The 12,426-nt window shown below is 34.2% G+C and carries 15 protein-coding genes and 2 pseudogenes; 16 read left to right on the top strand and 1 reads right to left on the bottom strand.

Annotation, left to right across the window (positions count from 1 at the left end; all coding sequences use genetic code 11):
• Positions 1 to 955 (bottom strand): annotated as a pseudogene (locus Q5O30_RS09130) (endonuclease MutS2); the annotation flags it as partial.
• A gap of 134 nt (positions 956 to 1,089) precedes the next feature.
• On the opposite strand from Q5O30_RS09130, the gene Q5O30_RS09125 reads away from it, so the two are divergent.
• The 16 genes and pseudogenes from Q5O30_RS09125 to Q5O30_RS09050 all read left to right on the top strand — a co-directional run.
• Positions 1,090 to 2,040 carry a 3'-5' exoribonuclease YhaM family protein gene (locus Q5O30_RS09125; protein WP_021953445.1) on the top strand — a complete coding sequence of 317 codons (951 nt, stop codon included), beginning with the start codon at positions 1,090 to 1,092 and terminating at the stop codon, positions 2,038 to 2,040.
• A gap of 19 nt (positions 2,041 to 2,059) precedes the next feature.
• On the top strand, positions 2,060 to 3,463 hold the full coding sequence (gene rlmD, locus Q5O30_RS09120; protein ID WP_021953444.1) for a 23S rRNA (uracil(1939)-C(5))-methyltransferase RlmD: 1,404 nt from the start codon (positions 2,060 to 2,062) through the stop codon (positions 3,461 to 3,463).
• A gap of 13 nt (positions 3,464 to 3,476) precedes the next feature.
• The gene (locus tag Q5O30_RS11735; protein ID WP_368074776.1) at positions 3,477 to 3,701 is read left to right on the top strand and encodes a hypothetical protein; all 225 of its coding nucleotides are present in this window, start codon (positions 3,477 to 3,479) and stop codon (positions 3,699 to 3,701) included.
• Positions 3,702 to 4,076: 375 nt separating this feature from the next.
• Positions 4,077 to 5,114, top strand: a complete 1,038-nt coding sequence (locus Q5O30_RS09110) for a YeiH family protein (RefSeq protein ID WP_021953442.1) — start codon at positions 4,077 to 4,079, stop codon at positions 5,112 to 5,114.
• A gap of 241 nt (positions 5,115 to 5,355) precedes the next feature.
• Positions 5,356 to 5,946 (top strand): abortive phage infection protein, encoded by a 591-nt coding sequence (locus Q5O30_RS09105; protein WP_370553117.1) that lies wholly within the window; start codon positions 5,356 to 5,358, stop codon positions 5,944 to 5,946.
• 153 nt (positions 5,947 to 6,099) lie between these two features.
• On the top strand, positions 6,100 to 6,738 hold the full coding sequence (locus Q5O30_RS09100; RefSeq protein ID WP_021953440.1) for a GDSL-type esterase/lipase family protein: 639 nt from the start codon (positions 6,100 to 6,102) through the stop codon (positions 6,736 to 6,738).
• Positions 6,739 to 6,778: 40 nt separating this feature from the next.
• Positions 6,779 to 6,991 (top strand): DUF4186 family protein, encoded by a 213-nt coding sequence (locus Q5O30_RS11730; RefSeq protein ID WP_021953439.1) that lies wholly within the window; start codon positions 6,779 to 6,781, stop codon positions 6,989 to 6,991.
• A 121-nt stretch (positions 6,992 to 7,112) separates the two neighbouring features.
• A complete protein-coding gene (locus tag Q5O30_RS09090) occupies positions 7,113 to 7,901 on the top strand; it encodes a hypothetical protein (protein WP_021953438.1) in 789 nt (262 codons plus the stop codon).
• A gap of 9 nt (positions 7,902 to 7,910) precedes the next feature.
• On the top strand, positions 7,911 to 8,672 hold the full coding sequence (locus Q5O30_RS09085) for an HD domain-containing protein (RefSeq protein ID WP_302674673.1): 762 nt from the start codon (positions 7,911 to 7,913) through the stop codon (positions 8,670 to 8,672).
• A 157-nt stretch (positions 8,673 to 8,829) separates the two neighbouring features.
• On the top strand, positions 8,830 to 9,162 hold the full coding sequence (locus Q5O30_RS09080; protein WP_021953436.1) for a hypothetical protein: 333 nt from the start codon (positions 8,830 to 8,832) through the stop codon (positions 9,160 to 9,162).
• A gap of 17 nt (positions 9,163 to 9,179) precedes the next feature.
• Positions 9,180 to 9,275 (top strand): annotated as a pseudogene (locus Q5O30_RS09075) (transcriptional regulator); the annotation flags it as partial.
• Between the two features lie 39 nt (positions 9,276 to 9,314).
• A complete protein-coding gene (locus Q5O30_RS09070; protein WP_021953435.1) occupies positions 9,315 to 9,797 on the top strand; it encodes an NUDIX hydrolase in 483 nt (160 codons plus the stop codon).
• A gap of 59 nt (positions 9,798 to 9,856) precedes the next feature.
• Positions 9,857 to 10,273, top strand: a complete 417-nt coding sequence (locus Q5O30_RS09065; protein WP_021953434.1) for a GNAT family N-acetyltransferase — start codon at positions 9,857 to 9,859, stop codon at positions 10,271 to 10,273.
• 29 nt (positions 10,274 to 10,302) lie between these two features.
• On the top strand, positions 10,303 to 11,178 hold the full coding sequence (locus tag Q5O30_RS09060) for an NAD-dependent epimerase/dehydratase family protein (RefSeq protein WP_021953433.1): 876 nt from the start codon (positions 10,303 to 10,305) through the stop codon (positions 11,176 to 11,178).
• Between the two features lie 35 nt (positions 11,179 to 11,213).
• Positions 11,214 to 11,693 (top strand): dihydrofolate reductase, encoded by a 480-nt coding sequence (locus tag Q5O30_RS09055; protein ID WP_021953432.1) that lies wholly within the window; start codon positions 11,214 to 11,216, stop codon positions 11,691 to 11,693.
• Positions 11,694 to 12,112: 419 nt separating this feature from the next.
• On the top strand, positions 12,113 to 12,426 hold a 314-nt coding region (locus Q5O30_RS09050), incomplete at its 3' end, for an AAA family ATPase (protein WP_302674672.1).

Genomic DNA, 12,426 nt, shown 5'->3' with positions numbered 1-12,426 from the left:
CATCAATAGGAACCACCTTCTTTCCGTCAAGGAGAGGGTGTCGTCCCTGCTTAATATTTATAAATCTGTTGCTGTTAAATTCCGGCATGGAAGCTTTCATTTTTTTGGCAAGATTAGCCTTGGCAAAAACAAAATCCAAATATGGAAGAAGCTTTAAGTCACATCTTAACTGGTCAATGTATTCAGCACAGGATATGCTTAAGTTGGCAAGGATAATCTGGATTTCCTCAGCTTCCTTAACAGAGAGCTCTCTAAGCTTATTGTTTAACTCCACAACCGCCGTAGGCTCTACAAAAAGTGTGGAACCGGAAGAAGACTGGTCGTGAATGATTCCCGTTACATTTCCACGATATTCCTGTTTTACAGGCACACAATATCTGCCGTCGCGCATTGTAATAAGTGATTCCTGAAGGTAGGTTTTTCCGTTTTGGGAATTAACCAGGGAACTAAGCTGGGAATGAATCCGGTCATTGGTGATTTTCACCTGACGTCTTATATTTTTTAAGTTAAAAGATGCATCGTCTGCAATTTCATCTTCAGATATAATGCACTTTTCAATTTCTTTATTTAAATTAGTAAGAGGCTCAATGGATTCAAATAAATCATCTAAGCTGTCCCTTTCTGCGTCTTCGTTTCTGGAAAAAGTCTTAACACGAAGGGCAACCTTTAAAAGAGAACTAATGCTAAGAAGCTCTCCAACCCCTAAGGTACTGCCGATTTCCAGACGTTTAAGGGATTCGCCAATGTCCTTAATGCCTGAAAACGACACACTGCCCTTTTGCCAGATACGCTTTAAGGCATCGTCGGTTTCTAACTGATTTTTTTTGATTTCATTTAAGTCATTAGATGGCTTAAGTTCACCGCACAACATACGACCTAAATCACTGCCGGCTTCATCCTTAAGCATGTTTATTATTTTATTATATTCAAGTGTTTTTAACACTTTTTCATTCATAACTAAATTCTCCAATTCTTGTATTTAAGCATATTATCAATTATAATAAATACCGGTATTAAAAGTAAAGAGGTTTTAAACCCTTTATATATTTTTTAGAGGGCATAACAACTATATTATAGAAAGAGGATAATATGAAATTTATTGAGACATTAAGAGAAGGGGAGAGAATTCAGGAGGTTTATCTTTGCAAGCAGAAAAACGTTGCCATGACAAAGACAGGAAAAGAATATGAAAATGTTATTTTGCAGGATAAAACAGGTCAGTTAGATGCTAAAATATGGGACCCGGGATCAATGGGAATTGACGATTTTGATGCATTAGATTATGTAGAGGTAAACGGTGATATTACGGTTTTTAATAATCAGATGCAGCTTAGCATTAAAAGAGCAAGAAAAGTAGACAGTGATACTGTGGATGCTTCTAATTATCTTCCATGTACTGATAAAAACATTGATGAAATGTTAACAGAGTTACTTAAATTTGTTGCCAGTGTTAATAACACATATTATAAGCAGTTGCTTACAACATTATTCGTGGATAATAAGGATTTTGTAAATGAATTTAAGAAACATTCAGCGGCAAAAAGTGTACACCACGGATTTATTGGAGGCTTGTTAGAGCATACTTTGTCAGTGACAAAATTATGTGATTTTTACACAAAGCAGTACGAACTTCTTAACAGGGATTTGCTTATTACAGCGGCAATTTGTCATGATATAGGAAAGGTTTATGAGTTATCAGACTTCCCTACTAATGATTACACTGACGCAGGACAGCTGTTGGGACATATAGTAATGGGTTCGGAAATGGTGTCAAAAATTATTGCTACTATTCCGGGATTTCCACAAAAGCAGGCAAATGAATTAAAGCATTGTATTTTGGCACATCACGGGGAATTGGAATATGGTTCTCCTAAAAAACCGGCATTAATAGAGGCGTTGGCTCTTAATTTCGCAGACAATACAGATGCAAAGCTTGAAACAATGAAGGAGTTGCTAAATAGCAGCAAAACTACAGGGTCTGATACATGGCTTGGTTATAACCGGTTATTAGAGACTAATGTAAGAAGAACCGGAGAATAATTGGGAGATTTTATTGCGGATGTTTAAAAAAAATGATGTTTTAGAAATTGAAATTACAGATCAGGGAACAACAGGCGAGGGTATAGGCAAAGTTTCAGGCTATACCCTCTTTGTGAAAGATACGGTGATAGGGGATGTGGCAAAGGTCAAGGTTATGAAGGCGAAGAAAAATTATGCCTTTGCAAGACTTGTTGAGATAGTCAAACCCTCAAAATACCGTGTGGAACCGTTATGTCCTGTGGCAAAAAGCTGTGGCGGGTGCCAGCTTCAGGCAATGAATTATCAGCAGCAGCTTAAATTTAAACAAGAGAAGGTATTTAACAATATAAGGCGTATTGGGGGAGTGGAAGATTTTGTCATGAAACCTATTATGGGAATGGAGGAATTGTGTATCAAGGGACATGAGGAAAATGGCCCTTTTCACTATAGAAATAAGGCTCAGTTCCCGGTAGGAAGGGACAAAGAAGGTAGGATTATCAGCGGTTTTTATGCCGGAAGAACCCATTCCATTATTAGCGTAAATGATTGTCTGTTAGGCACCGGCGTAAACAAGACAGTAATGGATATCATAAAAATGTATATGACATTAGAAGGGGTGAAACCTTATGACGAGGTAACCCACAAAGGTGTTGTGCGTCATGTTCTTATAAGGGAGGGAAAACATACCGGTGAGGTAATGGTTTGCATTATTATAAATGGTGACAAATTACCACAGGTTGACCGCCTTGTGGAGCAGTTATTAAAAGTTTCCGGAATGACGGATATTTCCCTAAATATTAATAAGGAAAAAAACAACGTAATATTAGGGGATAAAATTATAAAACTGTACGGCCCGGGATATATTGAAGATTATATTGGTGATGTTAAATTTAGAATTTCACCTTTGTCATTTTTCCAGGTAAATCCTGTTCAGACGGAAAAACTTTATTCCAAAGCCATGGAATATGCCAAGCTTACAGGAAGTGAGACAGTTTGGGATTTGTACTGCGGAATAGGAAGCATTTCCTTATTTTTGGCAAAAAATGCAAGAAAAGTTATTGGGGTGGAAATTGTGGAGCCGGCAGTGGAGGATGCTAAAGTCAATGCTCGTATTAACAATATAGAAAATGTGGATTTTATTTCAGGTGCGGCAGAGGATGTGGTTCCTGAGTATTTTCAGAAGCATAAAGGTGAACCGGAATGCAATCCGGATGTAATAGTTGTGGACCCACCGAGAAAAGGATGTGATGAGAAGCTGCTTAATACCATGGTTTTAATGGCACCAAAGAGGATTGTATATGTTAGCTGTGACAGTGCTACTTTGGCAAGGGATATTAAGTGGTTAAGTGATAAGGGATATAAGCTGGTGGAGGCAACCCCATGTGACATGTTTGGTCAAAGCGTGCATGTGGAAACAGTGGCACTTTTGGTTCAAAATCTATGAGGCGAAGCATTGTGTGAACGTGAGACTGGATATGGAAGAATTTCATAATCCGGATTTTAACCGTGTGCAATTCGAGGCGGTTAGAAGTGAGGCAGGATTAAACAGGTTTGTTATGACGCCAACCAAATGGATTGAACAGACCAATGCTATTGGAATAGTGTCAAAAGCAGGCAAGTGGATGGCTATTCTCTGGATGCACAAAAGAAAAAAAGAAACGAGCAACCCGCTTAGCTACTGACAAGTCAGCACGTACGGTACAAAAACCCATTTCTTAATGCAAAGGGTACTATTTATTAGTGAAATTGTCAAGAAGAAAAATTATAAATAATGAAAAACAAAGGTTTATATTTACATTCGTGTTTCTACAGTTATGCAGTTGCGGGGTGAAAAGGAAAATATTCGTGTACAGACTATGTAAGGTATAAGTAGAATATTAGTAGATTTCCGGAGGACTTCATGTTTCAGCTAAATATAAAGAAGAATTACCGGAGAGATTTTCAAAGTCGCAAATTGCGGCTTTGGACGAAAAGAGTAATAGACAGGGATCCAATATTAAAAAGATGCTGGTATGTCCAATACAATCTATTACATAAAAAAAGTGAGGTTATTTAAAATGAATTTTGTGAAGAAAAATTGGAGTGGTATTCTGCTCTGTCTGGTAATAGCTATACCATCATGGTTTCTTGGGAAAATATTTCCTGTAGTGGGAGGAGCGGTGACAGCAATTATAGCAGGAATGATTGTTACAATGTTTTGGAACGACAAAGGGAAAGCCGAGGCGGGAATTAAATGGACATCAAAAATAATCCTTCAGACAGCGGTTGTTTTACTTGGATTCGGAATGAATCTAGGTGTAATTTTTCAGACAGGAAAGCAATCTCTGCCAATCATTATCTGTACAATTACAACATCTCTTATCATTTCATGGATAATGCGGAAGGCTCTCAAAGTACCTGCAAACACATCAATACTTGTAGGTGTTGGTTCTTCAATTTGCGGAGGATCCGCCATTGCGGCAACTGCACCTGTTATTGATGCGGATGATGATGAAATTGCACAGTCAATAGCGGTTATTTTCTTTTTCAATGTGATTGCAGCTATTTTTTTCCCGGTGCTTGGAAAAGCAATTGGCTTTGACACAATACATGGGGATGCATTCGGAATTTTTGCAGGAACAGCAATCAATGATACATCATCTGTGACAGCTGCGGCATCAACATGGGACAGTATGTGGAATCTTGGAAGTGAAACTTTGAACAAGGCTGTAACGGTAAAGCTTACAAGAACCCTTGCCATTATCCCCATTACACTGGGATTATCATTGATAATGGCTAAAAAGAGTGCAAAAGAAGACGTTAAGACCACGAAGTTTAGTTTAAAGAGGGCATTCCCAATGTTTATACTTTATTTCGTGATTGCAGCAATCATTACCACACTTTGCATACATATGGGAGTTAGTGCGGAAGTGTTCCAGCCAATCAAGGAATTGTCAAAGTTTATGATTATTATGGCGATGGCGGCAATAGGGTTAAACAGTAATGTGATACAGCTGGTAAAAACAGGGGGAAAGCCAATTGTGGTGGGAGCATCCTGTTGGTGTGGAATTACAATAGTAAGTCTTATTATGCAGCATATTATGAAAATATGGTAAAAGTTAAGGACTACTAATAAATTTCATAGTAACTTCAAGTCACGGTTGCATTTTATTATAATTAAATATGCAAAGAGGTGACGATATTATGGAAAATCAGAAATTTGACATTGCGGTATTTTAAAGAAGAAAAGCGGATTTTTTCAGACGATAGCAATTCAAATATACCATAGGGGATGTATTTAAATATTTCTGGAAAAGGGAAGAACACCTTGTTTTACAGCAATTTCCGGAAGATGAAATATCTTTAAGAAAATTTAGTTTGTTGTTGCGTGAATGTGGAGGGACAATTCAGACATTTCAAGTTGTAAATAATGGAATTAGTAAATCTGTGTTTTATTCATATGTGAAGAAACGAGGATTAGAACAAGTTGTACATGGCATGTATGTATCACCAGATACGTGGACAGATGCTATGTATATTTTACATTTGCGTTGTGGTCAGGCTGTATTTTCTCACGAAAATGCATTGTTTTTTCATAAATTAACAGACAGAGAGCCTTTGAAATACACTATAACGGTAAGAACCGGATATAATCCGAGTCGTTTGCAGGAAGATCGCTTTCAAGTATATACAGTAAAAAAGGAACTGCATGAAATAGGGATTACAACTATGCAGACATCATTCGGGCATGCTGTTCCGGTTTATGATATGGAACGGACAATTTGTGATCTGCTTCGTAGTAGGAACAATATAGAAATACAGGTCTTTCAGGATGCATTAAAGCAATATGCCATACGTAAGGATAAAAACTTGCGTGTGCTCATGAAATACGCAGCCCTGTTTCATGTTGAAAATATACTTAGACCATATTTGGAGGTGTTGCTTTAAATGATAACAACAGCAAGGCAGTTAAAAGATTTGATTCGGAATCTGTCAAAGAAAATAATAAATGGGTGGATGTATTGAAGTAGATAAATTCCGGTTTATAAGGATGGTGTCAAATCAACAACCATACACAATTATAAAAGAAAGGGTATTGTTATGAATGATGAGCAGAAAATAAAAATTAAAAATTTTGATTATTTAAATCAGAACATATTAAAGGGGAAAATTCTTTTTACAGGTTCATCACTGATGGAACAGTTTCCTATTTGTGAAATTGCAAGAAGTAAAGGATTTGATGAGGTAATTTATAATCGAGGCGTTGGTGGATTGAATACAGATGAGTTTTTGGAAAACATTAATACATTGCTTTTAGACCTTGAACCATCGAAGATATTTATCAATATAGGAACAAATGATATTACGGAAGCACGATATGGAGATAAGTGGATGTCACATCTGATGGACAATTTTTGCAAAATTATTGAAACTACAAAAGACAGTATTCCTAATGCAGAAATTTATATAATGGCATTTTATCCTGCAAATTTACATTTGCCTTGGCATACAGAAGAGGCAATTCAATGGATGAAGCTTAGAACTTCTGAAAATATTCGAATGTGCAATGAGCATTTGAAAGAAATCGCAAATAAATATGAATGCTATTATATTGACTGCAATGCAGGTCTCGTTAATGAAAATGGAGAACAAAAACCAGAGTATGCAATTGACGGTGTGCATATGTATGCAAATGGATATTTGAATGTTTTTGAGGTAGTAAAATCCTATTTGAATTAACCGTTTATTGTATGTTAAGCAAATATAGAAGCATAAAAATATGAATAATATTGAAATTATTTTTAAAAGAGAAGCTCCTGCATTTATTCCTAATGACGGAAAGCAGACTCCAACAAAAGGACATCCGGTGTTTGTTGCTCAGCATACAACAGCTACATGCTGCAGAGAGTGTATCAGAAAGTGGCTTATGGATAATAACTTAGATGAAGGCGACGAATGGCCTGAAAATTTGCTAAATAAATTAAGGAGATAGATAAATGAAGCATACTAAGGTGATGAGACGAATTAAATACTCGGTGCAGTTCTAAAACTGACAACAGATTGTATCGAGGTTAATTAGAGGCAAAAGCTTATGTTGTTGGACTGCACCCTTTATGAATTTATTTGAAAGGAAAGCAGTAAATATGAATAAAAAGGAATTATACAATATATGGAAAAGAGAAGAAGAGGTTGCACAGATTCAAGGGTGGGATTTTTCGCATATTGAAGGACGATATGATGTAGAAAATGATTTACTTTGGAGTTATGAAGAAATTGTAAGAAGTTATCTTGATAATTCAAAGCAGATAATGGATTACGATACAGGTGGTGCAGAATTTTTGTTATCTCTGAATCATCCATATGACAAAACGGCTGTGACGGAAGGCTATAAACCAAATGTAGAACTTTGCAAAAGAAGATTATTACCGCTACGTATTAATTTCAAAGAATGTTCGAATCCTAAAAATATTCCGTTTGAAGATGAAATGTTTGATTTGATGATAAATCGACATGGAGAATTTGAACAGGATGAAATATATAGGTTATTGAAAAAAGATGGTATTTTTATAACAGAGCAGGTTGGAGAAAATAATGAACGTGACTTAGTTCAGATGGTTTTACCAGATATACCCAAACCATTTCCCAATATGAACCTAACGGTTCAAAGGAAAAAGTTTGAAGAGGCTGGTTTTAAAATAATCAGAGCCGAAGAAACATACAGACCTATAACATTTTATGATATAGGTGCATTTGTATGGTTTGCACATATTATTGAGTGGGAGTTTCCAAATTTTTCAGTGAGCAAGTGTTATGAGAATTTGCTAAAAATGCAAGACATAATAGACAAGTATGGAAAAGTGCAGGGAACTATTCATAGATATTTAATCGTTGCACAGAAATAAGTAGATGTGGTGTGGTGGAGTAAAATCCACCACATTAAAGCAACCAGAGAAATCTTAAATGGAAACAAAATTCTCGATGTGGCAATTGAATATGGCTGGGAATCGCACAGCGGATTTATTAAAGCTTTCAAAAGTTATTATGGTTTTTCACCTTCACTCTTGTATGCAATGAAATTAGAAATAATACATTTTGGAGATAGAGATATGAGCAATTGCAACTTTTATAAAATAATGGATGAACATTTATCAAAAGAAGAACTATTCAAAGTATTGTGCGAAAAAATGATAGAGCATGGATATGATAATCAAAAATTAAATAAGGTCTACAATTTCTGTCAGAGTATATATGGAGACAGAAAAAGATACTCGGGTGATGATTATGTAACGCATTTATTAAATGTATCTTTGTTGCTAGTGCAAATGGAAGCGGAAGAAAGTGTCATTTATGCAGGAATGTTTTGCGATGTTTTTAGAAAAACTAATGTAGCAATTGATGAGTTAAAGGAAAATTTGCCTGATAGCGTGGTGAAGATTTTAATAAGATTAAAGGACTACGATATTGAAAAAGTAGGTCTTGAAGATGAACAATGTGCTGTTATAAAGATTGCAGAACGACTTCATAATATGAGAACTATAGAGTATATGGAAGAACGTGAGAAGCAGAAAAGGGCAAAAGAAACAATAGCAATATTTATGCCTATTGTAAAGAAATTGCAAGATGACAAATTAATAAGTGAGTTAAATGAGATTTCGATAAATTGTTTAAAATAGGAATTATATGCAAGTCGGTTTTGTGAATTCAAAACCGGCTTTTTCTTTCAATAGCTAAATGTATATGATAATATTATAAAAGAATAAGAGCTGTGAATCTAAAAATAAGCAGAATTGCATAGTATTTGCAATATCGAATACTATTTGGAGAAATAATATGTTAGGAAAGATTGTAAAAGTTACGGTTGATAGACCAATGGGGACATATCACCCAAAGCATAAAGATATTTATTATCCGATAAATTATGGATATATCGAAGGAATAATGGCACCTGATGGAGAAGAGCAGGATGCTTATATATTGGGTGTAAATAAACCGGTTGAAGAATTTACAGGGAAAGTAATTGCGATAATCCATAGGTTAAATGATGTTGAAGATAAATGGGTTGTGGCACCAGAAGATAAATTATATTCTAAAGAACAGATAGAAGAACAAATACAGTTTCAGGAGAAATATTTTGAGTATGAAATAGAATGTGCGGAAGAGTAATTCGTAAAGGAAATTTGGACAGATTACATCATGAAATATATTTATCTGATGCAAGAAAGGTTGTCCCAGAAAAATGGAAAATGGTTATTAGACATCCTATAAGAAAGATTTAGACAAATTACATATAGTCACTGAGTTAGAGGAGAAAGAATATGCAGGATTGTGGATTTACAAGAGAAAATAAATGGTTTAGATATCGTGCAGCAGCAATAATAATTGAAGAAGATTGTGTGTTATTTGCAAGAAATGAAATAGACGATTATTATTACTCAATTGGTGGTGGAGTTCATGTTGGAGAAACATCTGAGCAGGCAGTAAAAAGAGAAGTGCTTGAGGAAACAGGTGTAGAATATGAAATCGACCGTCTTGCAGTTATTCACGAAAATTTCTTCAATGAAAATCAGGGAACTTTAAAAGGAATGGATTGCCATGAAATATCAATGTACTATTTGATGAAGCCTAGAGGAACAAAACAGCTTAATAGTGATAGTTATAGCCAGGGAGTAAGGGAAACAATGCATTGGATACCAATAAAAGATTTAGATAAATACAAAGCGTTTCCATCTTTTCTAAAGGAATATTTTAGTAAGGAACATTCAGGAATTGAGCATATAATTACGGATGAAAGAAAATAATATATTTTCAGAAATCAATAGGCATTAGTACAGAAAAAGATTTCTTACAGTTAGCTCATATGAGATGGGGACATAAAAAAGAAGATGATGCTACATATGGTGAGGATAATATCACAGGAATAGATGGTTATGAATTCATAGATGAATATGTAAATTTTTTAAAAACAGAGAGTGTATATAAAATATTTATAATGGAAAAGAATGAACAGATAATTGCAGCAATGTTTGTAACAATGATTAGAAAAGTTCCAAAACCTAATAAAAAAGAATCATATATAGCATATTTGACAAATGTATACACTTTAAAAGAGTACAGAAATCAGGGAATAGGAACAGAAATATTATCTTACATAAAAAATTACCTGAAACAAAACAGATGTGAAAATATTATTGTATGGCCAAGTGATAAGGCCATTGATTGGTATACAAGGAATGGTTTTAAATCGGAAAATGAAATTTTAGAATGTGAATTATAGTATGGTTGCATAAGTCAAGGAGAAAGAAAATGAACATATTAGTAATAGGCGGAACAAGATATTTTGGTATACATATGGTTAATAAACTTTTAGAGCAAGGTCATGATATAACAATAGCAACAAGGGGGGAAACACCTGATTCATACGGGGACAGAGTAAAGCGCATCATCATTGAAAGAACAAATGAAGAGAGTATGCGAAAGATATTACAGGGAAAATATTTTGATGTGGTTATTGATAAGATTGCATATTGCTCGGATGATATCAGGTATGTTATGGATTATGTTGATTGTGATAAATACATATATATGTCTAGTACATCAGTTTATAATCCGAAACATATGAATACTGTAGAATCAGATTTTAATGGATACTCTAATGATTTTGTGTGGTGTAACAGATTTGAATTTCCATATGAGGAGATAAAGAGACAGGCAGAGTATGCATTATGGCAAAAATATTCAGATAAAAAATGGATTGCTGTCAGATATCCGTTTGCAATAGGAAAAGATGATTATACAAAAAGACTTCTTTTTTATGTAGAGCATATGATGAAATCAGAGCCTATGTACATAGATAATATAGATTATCAAATGAGTTATATTCGTTCGGATGAAGCGGGAGAGTTTATCGCATATTTGGTAGATAAAGATATTAAAGGTGCAATTAATGGAAGTTCTACAGGTACTATTTCACTTCGGGAGATAATTGATTATGTGGAAGAAAATACAGGGAAGCATGCGATTTTAAGTGATGATGGAGAAGCTGCACCCTATAATGGGGAACCTGAATATAGTATAAATACGGAAAAAGCAGAGAATATAGGATATCGTTTTTCTAATTTAAAAGAGTGGATATATCAATTATTGGATTATTATATTGAAAAGGTAAACCAGGGAAATTAGTCTCGTAAAAACTTTTATATAAGGAGAAAATTTATATGATAGGTTTAATAGTAGCCCGTTCAAAAAATAATGTTATTGGAAAAAATGGAAAAATTCCGTGGAAAATAAAGGGAGAACAAAAACAATTCAAGGAACTTACAACAGGAAATGTTGTAATAATGGGACGAAATTCATACGATGAAATTGGTCACCCGCTTCCAAATAGAGAAACGATAGTTATTTCGAATACTAAAAAATATATAGGTGAAAATCTTCATACAGCATCTAGTGTAAAAGAGGCTATAGAATTTGCAAAAGGAAAAGATGTATATATAGCCGGTGGCTATGGAGTATACAAAGAAGCCATACCACTAGTGGACGTAATGTACATTACTGAGATTAATATAAATGTAGAGCAAGGGGATGCCTTTTTCCCAGAATTTGATGACAATAATTTTAATATATCTATTGTAGAAACATCTGAAAATAATGAACAGTTTATAAGAAAAATTTATAGAAGAAAGAATAAGCAATAGTAACTTCCAGTTTTATTAACGATAATAAGGAATTAGACGGGTAAATTTTAAAATGTTAGAAGAGATGGAAAATATTAAATATGGAAATTTAGAAGCTGAAAAGTATTATTGTGTGAGAAATAAAATATGAGAATGGATAAATCGAAGTTTATGAGGAATAATATATGTTGAATTTTATTTTTCAAACGGAGCATTATAGAGATGATGTTTTAGAATTCATATGATGAAATTGAAAAAAATGGTGGTGAATGCACCGGAATTGAAAATTATAAGATTATGACTTGTTTTTGTGGTAATCCATTGCATAAAAATGTGCAAATACACATAAAATAGTAATAGATATTGATTAAATAAATTTTGTAAGATATAATGTTATTACTAAAAAATGTGGAAATCCACAAAAGCAAGGAGTAAAACTCATGGAGATTAAAAGAGATGCATACCTTGAACAGTTAAAGATAAGAAAAGATAATGGGATGATAAAGATTATCACGGGAATCAGGAGATGTGGGAAATCATTCCTGTTATTTGTATTGTTTAAGAAATATTTATTGGAGAGTGGTGTAGATAATGACCATATCATTGAGATTGCTTTAGACGGCATTGAAAATGAGGAACTAAGAGATCCAAAGAAGTGTTACCAGCATATTAAAGATGCAATGAAAGATGACCAAAAGTATTATCTGCTTTTAGACGAAGTACAGTTTATGTCACGATTTGAGGAAGTGCTGAA

This window comes from Eubacterium sp. CAG:161, assembly GCF_000432355.1.
Taxonomy (GTDB): domain Bacteria; phylum Bacillota; class Clostridia; order Lachnospirales; family Lachnospiraceae; genus Eubacterium_G; species Eubacterium_G segne.
Note: the sequence above shows the minus strand (reverse complement) of the source record. Positions and strands in the feature narration are given on the sequence as shown.